Source organism: Streptomyces sp. NBC_00019 (assembly GCF_045041015.1).
Lineage (GTDB): Bacteria > Actinomycetota > Actinomycetes > Streptomycetales > Streptomycetaceae > Streptomyces.
The window spans coordinates 9,466,653-9,480,539 of the sequence record NZ_CP108302.1; the positions used below are offsets into that span (position 1 = coordinate 9,466,653).

17 protein-coding genes are annotated in these 13,887 nt (G+C 71.7%); 10 read left to right on the forward strand and 7 right to left on the reverse strand.

Annotation, left to right across the window (positions count from 1 at the left end):
* The first annotated feature begins 82 nt into the window (after positions 1–82).
* The 3 genes from OHU89_RS43910 (at position 83) to OHU89_RS43920 (ending at position 2,385) form a co-directional block, all read left to right on the forward strand.
* Positions 83–982: a GNAT family N-acetyltransferase gene (locus OHU89_RS43910; RefSeq protein WP_405651043.1), complete on the forward strand. Its 900-nt coding sequence runs from the start codon at positions 83–85 to the stop codon at positions 980–982.
* Between the two features lie 70 nt (positions 983–1,052).
* Positions 1,053–1,367 (forward strand): hypothetical protein, encoded by a 315-nt coding sequence (locus tag OHU89_RS43915; protein ID WP_267014044.1) that lies wholly within the window; start codon positions 1,053–1,055, stop codon positions 1,365–1,367.
* Positions 1,368–1,416: 49 nt separating this feature from the next.
* Positions 1,417–2,385, forward strand: coding sequence for a phosphotransferase enzyme family protein (locus tag OHU89_RS43920; RefSeq protein WP_405651045.1), 969 nt, complete (start codon positions 1,417–1,419; stop codon positions 2,383–2,385).
* Positions 2,386–2,391: 6 nt separating this feature from the next.
* Here OHU89_RS43920 and OHU89_RS43925 read toward each other — a convergent pair whose 3' ends face one another.
* Positions 2,392–3,270 (reverse strand): Gfo/Idh/MocA family protein, encoded by an 879-nt coding sequence (locus OHU89_RS43925; protein ID WP_405651047.1) that lies wholly within the window; start codon positions 3,268–3,270, stop codon positions 2,392–2,394.
* Positions 3,271–3,493: 223 nt separating this feature from the next.
* Here OHU89_RS43925 and mftR point away from each other — a divergent pair, with 223 nt between their 5' ends.
* The 3 genes from mftR (at position 3,494) to OHU89_RS43940 (ending at position 6,985) form a co-directional block, all read left to right on the forward strand.
* On the forward strand, positions 3,494–4,306 hold the full coding sequence (mftR, locus tag OHU89_RS43930) for a mycofactocin system transcriptional regulator (RefSeq protein WP_405651049.1): 813 nt from the start codon (positions 3,494–3,496) through the stop codon (positions 4,304–4,306).
* On the forward strand, positions 4,284–5,141 hold the full coding sequence (locus OHU89_RS43935; RefSeq protein WP_405651052.1) for an aldo/keto reductase: 858 nt from the start codon (positions 4,284–4,286) through the stop codon (positions 5,139–5,141). Before mftR ends, OHU89_RS43935 begins: the two co-directional genes overlap by 23 nt.
* Before the next feature lie 71 nt (positions 5,142–5,212).
* Positions 5,213–6,985, forward strand: a complete 1,773-nt coding sequence (locus OHU89_RS43940) for an ABC transporter ATP-binding protein (protein WP_405651054.1) — start codon at positions 5,213–5,215, stop codon at positions 6,983–6,985.
* Positions 6,986–6,999: 14 nt separating this feature from the next.
* Here the strand turns inward: OHU89_RS43940 and OHU89_RS43945 are convergent, their stop codons facing one another.
* Positions 7,000–7,332, reverse strand: a complete 333-nt coding sequence (locus tag OHU89_RS43945; protein WP_405651056.1) for a hypothetical protein — start codon at positions 7,330–7,332, stop codon at positions 7,000–7,002.
* A 250-nt stretch (positions 7,333–7,582) separates the two neighbouring features.
* Between OHU89_RS43945 and OHU89_RS43950 the strand changes: the two genes are divergently transcribed.
* Complete coding sequence (locus OHU89_RS43950) at positions 7,583–7,837, forward strand: DUF5133 domain-containing protein (protein WP_266884347.1); 255 nt, start codon at positions 7,583–7,585, stop codon at positions 7,835–7,837.
* A gap of 27 nt (positions 7,838–7,864) precedes the next feature.
* On the opposite strand, the gene OHU89_RS43955 is transcribed toward OHU89_RS43950, so the two are convergent.
* A complete protein-coding gene (locus OHU89_RS43955) occupies positions 7,865–8,836 on the reverse strand; it encodes a GlxA family transcriptional regulator (protein ID WP_405651058.1) in 972 nt (323 codons plus the stop codon).
* 179 nt (positions 8,837–9,015) lie between these two features.
* Here OHU89_RS43955 and OHU89_RS43960 point away from each other — a divergent pair, with 179 nt between their 5' ends.
* Positions 9,016–9,471: a DUF2269 family protein gene (locus OHU89_RS43960; protein ID WP_405651060.1), complete on the forward strand. Its 456-nt coding sequence runs from the start codon at positions 9,016–9,018 to the stop codon at positions 9,469–9,471.
* A gap of 102 nt (positions 9,472–9,573) precedes the next feature.
* Positions 9,574–9,789 (forward strand): hypothetical protein, encoded by a 216-nt coding sequence (locus tag OHU89_RS43965; protein ID WP_046258246.1) that lies wholly within the window; start codon positions 9,574–9,576, stop codon positions 9,787–9,789.
* Between the two features lie 3 nt (positions 9,790–9,792).
* Here the strand turns inward: OHU89_RS43965 and tgmB are convergent, their stop codons facing one another.
* The 3 genes from tgmB to OHU89_RS43980 all read right to left on the reverse strand — a co-directional run bounded on the left by tgmB (position 9,793) and on the right by OHU89_RS43980 (position 11,429).
* Positions 9,793–10,767: an ATP-grasp ribosomal peptide maturase gene (gene tgmB, locus OHU89_RS43970; protein WP_405651062.1), complete on the reverse strand. Its 975-nt coding sequence runs from the start codon at positions 10,765–10,767 to the stop codon at positions 9,793–9,795.
* A 16-nt stretch (positions 10,768–10,783) separates the two neighbouring features.
* On the reverse strand, positions 10,784–10,975 hold the full coding sequence (gene tgmA, locus OHU89_RS43975; RefSeq protein WP_046258248.1) for a putative ATP-grasp-modified RiPP: 192 nt from the start codon (positions 10,973–10,975) through the stop codon (positions 10,784–10,786).
* 178 nt (positions 10,976–11,153) lie between these two features.
* Positions 11,154–11,429, reverse strand: coding sequence for a YkvA family protein (locus tag OHU89_RS43980; RefSeq protein ID WP_405651064.1), 276 nt, complete (start codon positions 11,427–11,429; stop codon positions 11,154–11,156).
* Positions 11,430–11,817: 388 nt separating this feature from the next.
* On the opposite strand from OHU89_RS43980, the gene OHU89_RS43985 reads away from it, so the two are divergent.
* Positions 11,818–12,720, forward strand: a complete 903-nt coding sequence (locus OHU89_RS43985) for a hypothetical protein (RefSeq protein ID WP_405651066.1) — start codon at positions 11,818–11,820, stop codon at positions 12,718–12,720.
* 65 nt (positions 12,721–12,785) lie between these two features.
* Here OHU89_RS43985 and OHU89_RS43990 read toward each other — a convergent pair whose 3' ends face one another.
* Positions 12,786–13,841, reverse strand: coding sequence for a hypothetical protein (locus tag OHU89_RS43990; RefSeq protein ID WP_405651068.1), 1,056 nt, complete (start codon positions 13,839–13,841; stop codon positions 12,786–12,788).
* Positions 13,842–13,887 lie beyond the last annotated feature (46 nt).

Here is a 13,887-nt window from a genome sequence, read left to right on the forward strand (position 1 = left end):
ACCCCGCGCTCCCTTCCCGTCGCCCCCGGCGTGCGTCTCTGAGCTTCGCGGGAGCGCTCCACGCAGCATCCCGGAGGAATCCATGACCGGAACGGTCATTCGCCAGCTCGACGACAGCACCGCCCATGAGTTCGACTCCCTGCCCGACCCGCTCGGTGTGCGCGCCGCGCACCCGCTGACCCGGCACCGCCCCGACTGGCAGCGCGTGGCGCTGCGCGACGGCCGGATCGTCGCCAGGGCCGCCTGGTGGGGCGGCCCCGACGACACCGCACCGCTCTGCGTCGACCGGCTCGACATGGCCGACGGTGAGACGGAGGCAGCCGTGGAACTCCTGCGCTCGGCGCCCTGGCAGGTCGGCATCGACTTCAGCCTGCCGCCCGGCTGGCGCGAGGACCCGGCCCTGCGCACCGCCGTCGAGGCCCGCTTCACCGCCGCACGGGCGGCCGGATACGAGCTTCTGGTGGAACGCTTCAACTACCGCTGGACCCCCGCATGCGGGTTGCCCGAACGGCCCGGACGTCTGGTCTTCGGCGCCGAACCCGACGACGCCGTCTTCTTCGACGCGCTGCGCCGCATCCACTCCGCCACCCTGGACGCCCACGCGCTCAAGGCCGTCGAGGAGGGCGGCGTCGACAAGGCGGCACAGGAGGAGCTCGACTTCTTCCGCTGGTGCCCGTCGCCGCGCGAGTGGTGGCAGGTCGCGCACACGCCGGAAGGAGAGCTGGCGGGGATCCACATCCCGGCCCGCAACCACCAGGCCCCGATCGTCGGCTTCATCGGCGTCGTGCCCGAACAGCGCGGACACGGCTACGCCTACGACCTTCTGACCGAGTGCACCCACTACCTCGTCGCGCAGGGTGCCGAGTTCATCGTCGCCGCGACGGACCAGGGCAACGTCCCGATGGCCGCGCACTTCGCCAAGGCCGGCTATCCGGTCACACGCGAACGCGTCAACTTCCATCTGCCGGCGGGCGCGCGGTAGGCCCGGGCGCCGCTGTCAGTGCCGGATGGCAAGGTGTCCACGAGAGTCGGCACCGGGTGACGGAGGCGTAGTGGGGTTCGACGGCCAGGTGTGGCATCTGCACAGCGGTGACGTCCCGGTCGGGGAGATCCTGATCGACGAGGCCGACTTCCCCTGGCTGTCGGGCCGCTTCACGGCCGCTCCGGCCTTCGACACCCTGCGGGAGCTGTTCGCCCGCGAACTCGCCCTGACCGAGGACCCGGGAGAGGAATGGGAGCGGGTCCACGACGAGGTCCGGCGACGCGTGTCCCTGACCTCGCCGGAAGGCCCGGTCCCCGAGTTCCTGCTGCACATCGAGGGCGACCGGGCCTGGTTCCGCTGGAGCGACAAACCCTTCGACGAATAGGTGCCCTCCCTGCGATCTTGGGTGGCCGAGACGCATGGAGGAGAGCTGTATGCAGAGCGCCGCGGACTTGATCGCAGACACCTACGAACTGGGTGCCGGGCCCTGGACGATGACGCCGGTCACCCGCGGCGCCCTGGGGCAGATCTGGAAGCTGACCGGGAACGGCACCTCTTGGGCGGTGAAGGAACTGATCTTCGGCGGCAGCGAGGAGAAGTTCCAGTACGAGATCGCCCTGCGCGACGCCACCGAGGATCTGGGGATCTCCGCACCACGGCTCCTGCCAAACCGCGACGGCATGCACGTCTCGCAGCTCGACGGTTCCGCCGTGAAGCTCTACGACTGGGTCACCGGAACCCAGGCGGACCCCACCGACCCGGACGTCCTGAGCTGGTGCGGCCGGACCCTGGCCCTCCTCCACCGGGCGGGCCGGGGCGCGACCGGGACCCCGCACCTCTGGTACGAGGAGTGTCCCCAGGACACCGACTGGGCGGTGCTCCACAAGGAGGTCCGCAGGGCCGGGATGCCGTGGGCCGACGAGCTCGGCCGGTTCATCGACACCACGGCGCCCGAACTCGCGCGGTACGTCTCCCCGTCCGGCCCCGGTGACCTGGTGGTGTCGCATCTCGACATGCAGCCGCAGAACGTCCTGGTCGGCCCGGCCGGTCCGACCCTCCTGGACTGGGACAACGCCGGACCCATCGCGGCGGAACGCGAACTCGCCCGTGTTCTGTACGTCTGGGCGGGCGGCAACGACTTCACCGCCGGATCCGCGCGTCGGCTCGTGCGGGCGTACGTGGACGCCGGCGGCCGCGCGACGGTCAGGAGCCTGGGCTCGTTCTCGATGCTGTTCGCGACGGATCTGAACTTCGTCAAGGTGCAGGCCGAGGGCGCGATCGATCCGGACGCGACCACCGCACAACGCGAGTTCGCGAGCGGGAAGGTCGTCGACACGCTGGCGAGCCTGCCGGATCCGGCCGCCGTCTCCCGGCTGACGGAGACGGTCGAGAGCGAGTGGTGAGCGGCGTCAGCCGCCCAGCAGAGCCTCCGCCGTCGCCAGGATCTCCGTGACCCGCAGCCCGAACGTGGCGTCGCACGGATGCGGGCGGCCGCTGCGAGCGGCGGCGAGCAGCGCGTCCGCGGCCCGTTCGAGCGCGGGAACGGCACCGTCCGGGCTGGGCGGGAGGAGCGTCACCCCGCCCTCGCCGCGCAGTTCGACCGACGCACCCGCCGCCGCGGGCGGCGCCGTCAGGCTCAGCGTCAGAGTGCTGGACGCGCCACCGGTGTGCTGGAGGACCAGGTGCACGGTGTCCGCGGGACCGTGCACGGCCGCGGCCACCTCCCGAACGTCGCCCAGGACCGGCAGCAGCACCGACAGGGCGTGCGGCCCGACGTCCCACAGCGCGCCCTTCTCCCGCCGCCACGGCGAGGCCCCGAACGGACTGTCCGTGGTGAAGACCGCTCCGAGCCATTCGGCCCGCGCGGTGAACCAGCCCTCGACGGCGGCCTGTTCGGTGATCCACTCCTCGGTCACGCTCTGGAAACGGGTCGTGAAGAAGACGACCGAGGCGACTCCCGCCTCCTGGACCGCCGCCACCACGGCCCGGCCCTCCTCGACCGTCGGCGCGAGCGGCTTGTCCAGCAGCAGATGGCAGCCCGCCCGCGCCGCCCGCACCGCCAGACCGGCCTGGACGGCGGGCGGCAGCGCCACCGCGACGGCGTCCACGTCGGCGAACAGTGCGTCGACGTCGTCGTAGGCCCGGGTGTCGAAGCGGCCCGCCAACTCCTTGGCGGCCTCCGAACGACGGCCCCACACGCCGACGAAATCCAGCTCGCGGTGCCGGCTCAGGGCGGGCGCGTGCGCCCCCTCGGCCCATGAGCCCGTGCCGAGCAGTCCGATGCGCATGCCCCCGCCTTTCCACACCCCGAAGGTCCAGCCCGAGGGTGCCACACGCACCTGAGGGCCGCGCAACCGGAATGCGGGGAAAGATCGATGACATGCCCAGGCCTGGCGCCGGAGCGTCCGGATACGTCGCAGACAGCCCGGTTGCGAACAGTGGCGTGGTCGGGGTCCGCCCGATGCATGATGGGGGCGTGGGCGTGGGTGCGGACACAGAACGGGGCAGCCGGTGACGGGCAGAGCGGCGGGAGTCCGGGCGGGGCGCCCGCGAGCGACCTCGCGGGCCGCGCTGGAGCGCCTCGGCTTCGAGTTGTTCGACCGGCAGGGCTTCGACGCCACGACGGTCGACGACATCGCGGCCGCCGCCGGCATCGGGCGCCGCACCTACTTCCGCTACTTCGCGTCCAAGAACGACCTCGTGTGGGGCGACTTCGAGGAGCAACTGGTCAGGCTGGAGGAGCTGTTGGCGGCCAACGATCCGGCCGTCCCGATGGTGGACGCGCTGCGCGGCGCCGTCGTCGAGTTCAACCGGTTCGACCCGGCGGTGGTGCCCTGGCACCGGCAGCGCATGGCCCTCATCCTGCGGGTGCCCGCGCTCCAGGCCGACTCGGCGGTGCGCTACACCTCGTGGCGGGCGCTGGTCACGGAGTTCGCCGCACGACGTACCGGACTGGCGCCCTCGGACCTGCTGCCCCGGCTGGTCGGGCACGCGGCGCTGGCCGCCTGCGTGACCGCGTACGAGCACTGGCTGACGGAGGAGACGGCGAGCCTGAGCGACCTCCTGGACCAGGCCGTGCGACAGCTCGCCGCGGGCTTCGACGAGCCCGCCCTCGCCGTGCTCCGGGGCGCCGGGCAGGGGGAACGCCCCCGGTCATTCAGTCCTCGCGCTGCTGAATACGTTCGCGTTCTTCTATTGGACCTGCGGGCCGAGGCGGGTTCAGGCTGGTGTGCGACCGGTGCGGTGCAACCGCTTGCCGGTGTCCATCGTCCCCCGACAGCCCGGAAGAGGTCACGAGCCCATGCACACGCGACGCATCGGTGATGTCGAGGTCAGTGCGATCGGTCTGGGCGGGATGCCCATGTCGATCGAGGGACGGCCGGACGAGGCCCGTTCGCTCGCCACGCTGCACGCCGCCCTCGACGCGGGCGTGACCCTGATCGACACCGCGGACGCCTACCACCGCGACGCCGACGAGGTCGGCCACAACGAGTCCCTGATTGCCAAGGCCCTCGCCTCCCACGACCGGGGCGCCGATGTCCTGGTCGCCACCAAGGGCGGCCATCTGCGTCCCGGTGACGGGAGCTGGACCCTGGACGGCAGCCCGCGGTACCTCAAGGAGGCCTGCGAGGCGTCCCTGCGCCGGCTCGGTGTGGAGGCCATCGGGCTCTACCAGTTCCACCGCCCCGACCCGCGCGTGCCGTACGCGGACTCGGTCGGCGCCGTGCGGGACCTGCTGGACGAGGGCAAGATCCGCCTGGCGGGCATCTCCAACGCGAACCTGGAGCAGATCCGGCAGGCCCAGGACATCCTCGGCGGACGACTCGTCTCCGTACAGAACCAGTTCTCCCCGGCCTTCCGCTCCAGCGAGCCCGAACTGCGCCTGTGCGACGAGCTCGGCATCGCGTTCCTGCCCTGGAGCCCCCTCGGCGGTATCTCCCGGGCCCGTGAACTGGGGTCCGCCTACGCTCCGTTCGCCCGGATCGCCGAGGAGCACGGGGTGAGCCCGCAGCGCGTCTGCCTGGCCTGGATGCTCGCCAAGTCGCCGGTGGTCGTGCCGATCCCGGGCGCCAGTCGCCCGGAGACGATCCTCGACTCGGTCGCCGCGGCCGACCTGGTCCTGACGGTGGACGAGATCGCCGTGCTGGATGCGGTGTAATCCGGCACACCCCGGGGAGTAAGCGCTTGCTGAAAGCCCCATGATCCGACGCCCGGAAGGAACCGCCACCAATGGCCTCGCCGTTGGAGAGACCGCTCGACCACCGCTACCGGGGCGAGCATCCCGTCCGTACCCTTGCCTACCTGTTCCGTGCCGACCGCAGGCGCCTGGCCGCAGCGGTCGGCATCTTCACGGTCAAGCACAGCCCCGTCTGGCTGCTGCCGCTGATCACCGCGTCCATCATCGACACCGTCGTCGAGCACCGGGCGATCACCGAACTCTGGCTCAGTACCGGGGTCATCCTGCTGATCCTGCTCGTCAACTACCCCCTGCACATCCTCTACGTCCGTCTCCTGTACGGCAGCGTGCGCCGCATGGGCACCTCCCTGCGCTCCGCGCTCTGCATCCGTATGCAGCAGCTGTCCATCGGCTACCACTCCCGCGTCAGCGCCGGCGTGCTCCAGGCCAAGGTGGTGCGGGACGTGGAGACAGTCGAGCAGATGGTGCAGCAGACCGCGGAGACCGGGCTCGGGGCGGGCACCGTGCTCATCGGCGGCCTCGTCATCATCGGCATCCGCACACCGGAGTTCCTGCCGGTCTTCCTCGTCGTCGTCCCCGCCGCCGCCCTCGTCGTGGCCCGCCTCCGCGCCCGGCTGCGCACCCACAACGAGCACTTCCGGCACGAGGTCGAGACCCTGTCCTCCCGCGTGACCGAGATGACCCGTCTCATCCCGGTCACCCGCGCCCACGGCCTGGAGGGCAAGGCGCTGCGCCGCATGGACGGCACCCTGCACCGGCTGCTCACCTCCGGGATGCGCCTCGACCTCGTCAACGGCCGCTTCGGCTCGCTGGCCTGGGTGGTGCTCAACGTCGTCGGTGTGCTGGTCCTCGCCGGTGCGGCCCTGGTGTCGTACTACGACGTCTGGGGTGTCACCGCCGGCGACGTCGTCATGCTCAGCGCCTTCCTGACCACGCTCACCAACTCCACGACCACGTTGGCGGGTCTCGCCCCGGTCATCACCAAGGGTCTGGAGTCCGTCCGCTCGGTCGGCGAGGTACTCCAGGCGCCCGAACTGGAGGACAACGAGGGCAAGTCGGAGGTCTCCGAGGTGCGCGGGGCCGTGGCCTTCGAGCAGGTCGGCCACGTCTACGGGGACGGCGAGCGGCCCGCCGTGCACGACTTCAGCCTCTCCGTGCGGCCGGGGGAGACCATCGCCCTCGTCGGCGCGTCCGGGGCGGGCAAGTCCACCGTCCTCAACCTCGTCATCGGCTTCATCCGCCCGACGTCGGGCCGGCTGCTGCTCGACGGCACCGACATGAACACCCTCGATCTGCGCACCTACCGGCGGTTCGTCTCGGTCGTGCCGCAGGAGTCGATCCTCTTCGACGGCACGATCCGCGAGAACGTCGCCTACGGCATGGAGGACGAGGCCGACGAGGGGGCGGTGCGCGCGGCGCTGCGGGACGCCAACGCGCTGGAGTTCGTGGAGCAGCTGCCGCAGGGCCTGGACACCCTTGTCGGCGAGCGTGGCGCCCGGCTGTCCGGTGGGCAGCGCCAGCGCCTCGCCATCGCCCGCGCCCTGATCAGGAACCCCAGGGTGCTGGTGCTCGACGAGGCGACCTCCGCGCTCGACACCCGCTCCGAGGCCCTGGTGCAGCAGGCGCTCGCCCGGCTGCTGCGCGGACGGACCACGTTCGTGGTGGCGCACCGGCTGTCCACCGTGCGGGGCGCCGACCGGATCGTGGTCATGGGCGACGGCCGCGTCCAGGAGATCGGCACGCACGACGAACTCCTGCGCAGGGGAGGGGCGTACACGGCGCTGCACAGCGGGCAGGTCGCCTGACGGCACCCCACCCGTCAGGCGGCGCTGCTCCGTGGGACGCGGTGCGGGCAGGCCGCGTCGTGCTCGGTGCCGCAGCTCGTCCACCAGCGGTCGCAGCACGCGGCGTCGAGCTCGGTGCGCACGACATCGTCGTCCGTGCCGGGCCCGACGCCCCGCAGCCGCCGTTCGGTCGCCGGCGCACGCGGCTCGGCCTCGCGGACGACGGCGACCAGGGGGACGAGGCTCGCGGCGGCGAAGAGACCCGCGGCCCACCAGGGGCCGTGACGGAACTCGTGGACCGTGGTCAGGGTGAGTCCGGAGCTCGTGCTGACGTAGAGCGCGCAGAGCAGGCGCTGGGGGCAGTTCATGGGCGTACACCGTTCGTGCGTCCGTGCTGAGGGGCTGCCCCCTGTTCAACTGCCCCGGGCCCCGGGGGGAAGCGGGTCGGTGCCGTACCCGCTGAAACGTCACTCCTGTGGGTTTCGCACTGGTGGGATTCGAGCGTCAGTCGGGTGCTCGGCGAAAGGATCTCGTCAATCGCGAGCCGGAGAGCGGGAGATGAGATTGGCCTCCCCCTGCCCGGGCATACGCAGCGGAAAATCGAGAGAGGGGCTCTCCGTGCTCGTTCCGGATCCGAAGGTCGTCAGAAGGCTGCTGACGCGGTACGCATCTCTGCGGATCGCCGACGCGGAGCGGGGCAACCCGGCGACGACAAGGGAGTTGGAGGATGTCAGCTACACACTCTGCGTCATGATGGCCACCACCGGCATCCGTGACGCGGTCGCGAAGGCGGACGCCCTGCTCCTCGGCGTGGGACGGACGGCGTCCACGGTGGAGGAACCGGCAGGACGCGGCGGCCTGTTGGCCGTGTGAGATCTCGTCGGCACCAGGTCCGCAGGCTCAGACGCGCGCCGCCGGGGAACCCGACTTCCCGTGGAAGGCCGAGCGATAGCCCTGCGGACTGGTGCCGACCACCCGGCGGAATCGCTCGCGGAACGCGGTCGGTGAACCGAACCCCGCCTGCTGCGCGATCCGTTCGATCGGGTGGTCGCTGTTCTCCAGCAGGTACTGGGCGCGCCGCACCCGCGCCCGCAGCAGCCACTGCAGCGGTGTGGTGCCCGTCTGCTCGCGGAACCGGCGGCTGAAGGTCCGCTCGCTCATCCCCGACCGGGACGCCAGCGCGCCCAGGGTGATCTCCCGGGCCAGATTGTCCTCGATCCACTCCAGGACCGGTTCGAGCGTCGAGCCGCGCGGCACGGGCGGATGATCGTGGACGATGAACTGGGCCTGTCCGCCCTCCCGTTCGAGGGGCATGACGGACATCCGGGCCGCGTCCGCGGCGACCGCCGAGCCGAAGTCGCGGCGGATCATGTGCAGACACATGTCGAGGCCCGCGGCGGCACCGGCCGAGGTGAGGATCTGCCCGTTGTCGACATAGAGGACGTCCGGCTCCACCCGTACGTCCGGAAAACGGCGCGCCAGCTCCTGTGCGGCCACCCAGTGCGTGGTGGCGCGCAGCCCGTCCAGCAGCCCCGCCTCGGCCAGCACGAAGGCACCCACGCACACCGAGGCGATCCGGGTGCCCGCCGTGGCCGCCCGGCGCAGCGCCTCCAGAACGGGCGCGGGCGTCGGTCCGGCAGCCGGGGAGCAGCCCGGTACGACGACGGTGTCCGCGTCCGCCAGCGCCTCCAGCCCGCGCTCGACGCGCAGCGAGAAGCCGCCGTCGGCCCGTACCTCAGGCGTTGCGGCGCACAGCCGGATCCGGTACGCGGGGCGGCCGTCGGGCAGCCGCGTCCAGTCGAAGACCTGCATGGGCGCCGCCATGTCGAACGGCACCACCTGGTCGAGAGCCAGGATTGCCCCGGTGTGCATGAACGACACGATAGGCGGATTCCCGCCAGCCCCGCCAGGCTGGCCTCAGGGAAGGGCAGCAGGTCGAGGGGGCTGGCGGGAATCCGTTGGAAGCTGTCGTTTCAGCCTCTGGGCGATCCGGTACGGAGATCCCTAGCGTGGGCGGCCGAACACCTCCGAACCACCCTGGACGCCACCTCATGACGAAGTTCCTGCTGTCCCTCCATGTCCTGGCCGCCATCGTCGCGATCGGCCCCGTGACCGTCGCGGCCAGCATGTTCCCGCCCGCCGTGCGCAGCGCGGACCCCTCCGGGACGGCGGCGGACACCGTCGCCCTGCTGCACCGCATCTGCCGGGTCTACGCCCGCTTCGGCGTGGCCGTGCCCGTGTTCGGCCTCGCCACCGCCGTCGCGATGGGTGTCCTGGGCGACGCCTGGCTCATCACCTCCATCACCCTGACCGCCGTGGCCGCCGGGATCCTGGTCGCCTTCGTGCTGCCCCGTCAGGAGGAGCTTCTCGAGGAGCTGGGCGCCCGGCAGACGGTCGAGCGCGCCCACACCGTCCAACTCGCCATGTTCACCGGGATCTTCAACCTGCTGTGGGCCACGGTGACCGTTCTGATGATCGTCCGACCCGGTTCCACGACGGGAGCCTGAGTCAAGCCGAACGGTGGAATTCACCCCGCAGGGTGCAGGGGCGCCTAGACTCGGCAGCTGCGCCCATACATATGGGCCATGACACGAAAGGCACGTTGACGGGTGTTCCAGGATTCCCCCATCTATGACCGACTCATCGCGGAACGCGGCGACGTTCCCACTCAGGTTCGCAGGGAGGCCGAGCGAGTCAGCAGGGAACTGGAGTTCGTCATGCAGCCCCTCCGCTCCATGGACCGCTCCCACTACGGAGAACTGCCCTCCGCGCCGCCCGCCCCGCAGTGGCAGCGGGCGGCCCTGCCCGGACCCGGGCAGCGGTGAGGTTCAGGGGACGACGGTGTCCCTGCCATTGACGCGCCCCGCACCGTCCGGCACGGGCCGGGCCAGCCACTCGGCTATCGAGCGGGCGATCGGCTGACCCGTCTCCACCTCGACGAAGCCGAACTGCCCCGACTGATTGCACTCCAGGAACCACCACGTCCCGTCGGCGTCCTCGGCGAAGTCGAAGGCGCCGTAAGCCAGTTCGGCGTCGCACATGTACGCACGCACCCCTTCGGCGACCCGTGGCGGGACGTCGGTGGGGCGCCACGGAGAGGCGGGGGAGGCGAAACGGACGTCCACCTCGTCGTCCTCCGCGGTCGTCTTGCGCGCGGCCAGCATCCGGTCGCCCACCACCGTGAGCCGTATGTCCGCCCGCTTGGCGACCCTCCGCTGCAGCAGCGTGGGACCGAAGGCGACGGCGGTGAAGTCCGTGTCCGGCGTGACCCGGCTGGTCGGCACGGCCCTCGGCGGGTCCTGCGGATGCGCCCCGGAGACCGGTTTGACCACCAGGTCCGGATAGCGCGCGGAGAACTCGCGGGCGGCCTGCGGAAAGGTCGTGATCAGCGTGGCCGGCACGGGCAGCCCGCAGCGCTGGGCGTGCCGCAGCTGCCAGGGCTTGTGCCGGGCCCGGCGGGAGGCGTCAGGGTGGTTCATCCAGCGCGCCCCCGAACTGCGGAGCATCCCGTACAGGGCCTGTGACGACTCCTCGGTCAGCCAGCCGGACGGCTCGGCCGCCCGGGTGGCCGCGGTGCCCGGCCGGCGCACCCAGACGGACCGCAGCCCGTTGATGCTCACCAGCCGGCCCCCCGACGACAGATGGCCCCGGAAGGCGCCGTGCACGTACTCGCCCGACAGCGCGACCCCCTCGGTCAGGTCGGCGGGGTCGAGACGGACGACCGGAACCCCCGTCGTATTGAGGTGGACGACCACCATGTCGGCGGTGACGTCCTCCTCACAAGTCAGAATCAACACGGTCATAAGAGCCTGCCCGTGTTCAGTCGTCGAAGTGCGTCTTCGACCCCGCGGTTGAGGTCGTGGTCCCGAACTCTCTCAGCAGCGCGTGGTCGTGGGCGGCGATCCGCCCGTCCGAGAGCACGTTCAACTGCAGTCCGGTGTCGTAGGCGTACGGAGCGGTGACCTCCGACTCCGCTGCCGGACGTGCGTAGTTGAGCGCGAACGGTTGCATCGTCTCTCCCTCGTGGGTCCTGCGCCGATCCAGCGATGGTCACCTTGCGCCGTCGCTCGGGACGCCGACTCCCGTCGGCTTCCTGAGACTTATACGAATCGAACGGGTGATTGGTTTCCTTACGCTGCGTAGTCATTGGCGGTTCATGGTCCGGACAATGGGGGAGACGTGGGTGAACTCAGGCAGGTTCACTGCCCGAGTGCCTGCGCATCGTGCGCAACGCGAGCAGCAGGACGCCGACGTCGTCGAGGTACACGGGGTCGGGCACCAGGTCGGCCGGCAGGAAGAAGTACGCGAGAGCTCCCCAGAAGACCCAGCGCGGGCCGGTCGGAAGTCCGGCCTGCCGCAGACCGCGCCGGGCCCGGACCAGTCGTACGAACACCGCGACGGCAACGGCGAGGACGGCCGCCGCGAGGAGCACGGCGACAGCGATCCATCGGGTGGTGGTGTCCAACGGCCCTCCTCGTTCCGGTGCGCCCGCGAAGCGCGCGCGAATAATCGGATTCCCGCTCGGGGCGCCGGTATTGCCTGCCAGGGCCAAACCGGTGCACTCGAACACCAGTGGGGGTGGCGGGGCGAGGGCGCCGAAGCGGGAGTCATACCTGTGGCGCACCCGAGTGGCGCCCCCGGCGCGGACGCCCGGTAATGGTCACCGTAAGGTCGCGTGTCGTGCGTCGGGGACGCAACAGCGGCCGCATCCCCTCGCTTGGAGAGCCGCGCATGACCACTCGCTCGTCAACCCCGCAGTCGAACGATCCCGCCATACCCGCGACGGAGATCACCGGCTCCCTGAGCCCGGCGCCCGTGGTCGTCGGGGGGAGCGGTTCGGCTACGGCGATCCGGTGGACGGCCTGGTGCGTGCCGCCGTGGCCGACCGGCCGCTGGAAGAGGTGGCCCAGCTCATCACGCTGCTCGAACAGTCTCCCCTGTACGCACGCGCCATGGTCGACGCCCTCCGCGCGGTCGGTGTGAACCGGTCCGTGGACGACGTCACCCGGCTGGTCGTGCTGCTCACCCAGCCGCCGCGGGACGCGGCGAGCGCGGACGAGGCGATCCACGCCGCGGCCGAGACCCGCCCGGTCGAGGACGTGACCCGGCTGATGGCCCTGCTGCAACAGGCACCGCTCGAGCCGCACTGCGGGCAGGAGGCGGTCAGGGCGGCCGCCACCGGCCGGTCCGTCGAGGAACTCGTGGAGCTGATCGGCCGACTGGCCGAGGAGCGCAAGGGAGCCCCTCCGCCGCAGACCACAGAAACCGCCGCGCCGTCGGACGACGTGGACGACGCCGACCAGGACCGGAACCCGGCGAACCTCCCCGGCCTCGTGCGCCGCCGGCCCGCCGGGCCTCCCGGCTGGCCCGCCCGCCTCACCGCGGTGGCCCTTCTCCTGTGCGCCGTCGCCCATTTCCCGGTGCACCAGGACGGGGCGTCCCTGCGCCGCTACGGCCTCGTCCTCGGCCTGTCCGGCCTGTGCCTGCTGCTCGGTCTGCTGGTGGCCGTGCGTCCGGCGGTGCCGGTACTGGCCGGAGCGGTCCTGGTGCCGGCGGCCCTGGCCGCGGCCCAGTTGTACGCGAGCCGGTTCGACTCGGGCCGGCTGTCCGCAGCCCTCGACCTCACGCTCGCACCGGCCTGGCTCGCCGGCCTCGCCGCCGTCTGCGCGGCACTCGCGGCGCTGACCGCCCTGGTCGTCCGGCTGGCCTCGCACACACCGAGGCGGAGCGCGGCGGACCGCCTGCTGGCGGAGTGATCGCGCGGCGGGCGCTGCGGCCGACGGTGACCGGACTGCCGTCGTGACCGCAGCGCCCGCGGCGGCTAGCCGCCGCCGTTCTCGTCCCGTGGGGGCCGACGGGGCTTGAAGCGTTCCAGGGTCCGGGTCAGCTGCTGCAGCGGCGAGCCCGGCTGTTCGGCGGGCGGTTTCGGTGGCTCGGCGCCCGCCTCGCGGTAGGCGGCCAGCGCCTCGTTGGCGCGCTCGGCGGCCTCCCGGTACAGATCGCGGGACTTCGTCATCGCGTCGAGTGCCTCGGCGTACATGGCGACGAGCTCGCGCTGGCGGACCAGCTCCTCCTCGGCGGTCGTCAGCCGCCACTGCTCGCGCAGCGCGGTGAGCGCCTCCTCGGCACCCTCCGGCAGCGGCCTCGGCAGCCCGGCGAAGCGGGTCACGGCGTCGATGAGGTCCGTGGGCCGGGTGCCGTCCAGGAAGACACTGCGTACGGAGAAGTCGTCGGCGTCGGTGTCGAGGGGCAGCGGGGACAGTACGACGGCTCCGCCGCGCGGGATCTGGACGTCGAACTCCTTCAGCGCCCAGTTGACGGCCCGCAGCTGATGCGGCGCGGCCCGGTGCTCCACCACGCGATGGCGCAGACTCGGTGGCAGATGCTCGGTCAGCGTCCGGCGGCCACGGTCGTCGGGGGTCATGGCCTCGTGGACGACGATGTGCAGCGCCCAGGAGTCGCGCACGCAGTCCCGCAGCAGGCGCCGCAGCTCCTTGTCGTCCTCGGGCAGCCGGTTGACGTCCCGGAAGCGCAGTCCGGCGACGGTGTCGTGGTCCCAGCCCGCGTCCGGATCCAGCGGCCAGAACATGCCGATGGGGGAGGCCCACGCCGTCTTCCACGGCTGTTCCGCCTCCGCGACCAGGACCCACTCGTCGCCGGACCCGAGCGTGAGCCGGGCCCGTACGGTCACGTCGCCGTCGACCCGCCAGCGGGCCTCGAAGACCTGCTCCTCCTTGAGCTCCAGGAAGTCGTCGACGACCGCGCCGTCCTTGAGCTGCTGGAGGTTGACGCGGAGCACGTCCGCGGCGGCGGATCCGACGTGGCGGCCGCGGGCCGGCCACACGGTGCGGGGAAGGGCTGCGGGGGAGGTCTGCATGAGTCCATCTGTGGGGCGGGGGTCCGTGCGGCTACCAGTATCGTCA

Bases quoted from the DNA above. Each gene is read 5' to 3' on its own strand.
- OHU89_RS43910 (WP_405651043.1), top strand. From the start codon at position 83: ATGACCGGAACGGTCATTCGCCAGCTCGACGACAGCACCGCCCATGAG.
- OHU89_RS43920 (WP_405651045.1), top strand. From the start codon at position 1,417: ATGCAGAGCGCCGCGGACTTGATCGCAGACACCTACGAACTGGGTGCC.
- OHU89_RS43925 (WP_405651047.1), bottom strand. From the start codon at position 3,270: ATGCGCATCGGACTGCTCGGCACGGGCTCATGGGCCGAGGGGGCGCAC.
- OHU89_RS43935 (WP_405651052.1), top strand. From the start codon at position 4,284: ATGCACACGCGACGCATCGGTGATGTCGAGGTCAGTGCGATCGGTCTG.
- OHU89_RS43940 (WP_405651054.1), top strand. From the start codon at position 5,213: ATGGCCTCGCCGTTGGAGAGACCGCTCGACCACCGCTACCGGGGCGAG.
- OHU89_RS43945 (WP_405651056.1), bottom strand. From the start codon at position 7,332: ATGAACTGCCCCCAGCGCCTGCTCTGCGCGCTCTACGTCAGCACGAGC.
- OHU89_RS43955 (WP_405651058.1), bottom strand. From the start codon at position 8,836: ATGCACACCGGGGCAATCCTGGCTCTCGACCAGGTGGTGCCGTTCGAC.
- OHU89_RS43960 (WP_405651060.1), top strand. From the start codon at position 9,016: ATGACGAAGTTCCTGCTGTCCCTCCATGTCCTGGCCGCCATCGTCGCG.
- tgmB (WP_405651062.1), bottom strand. From the start codon at position 10,767: ATGACCGTGTTGATTCTGACTTGTGAGGAGGACGTCACCGCCGACATG.
- tgmA (WP_046258248.1), bottom strand. From the start codon at position 10,975: ATGCAACCGTTCGCGCTCAACTACGCACGTCCGGCAGCGGAGTCGGAG.
- OHU89_RS43990 (WP_405651068.1), bottom strand. From the start codon at position 13,841: ATGCAGACCTCCCCCGCAGCCCTTCCCCGCACCGTGTGGCCGGCCCGC.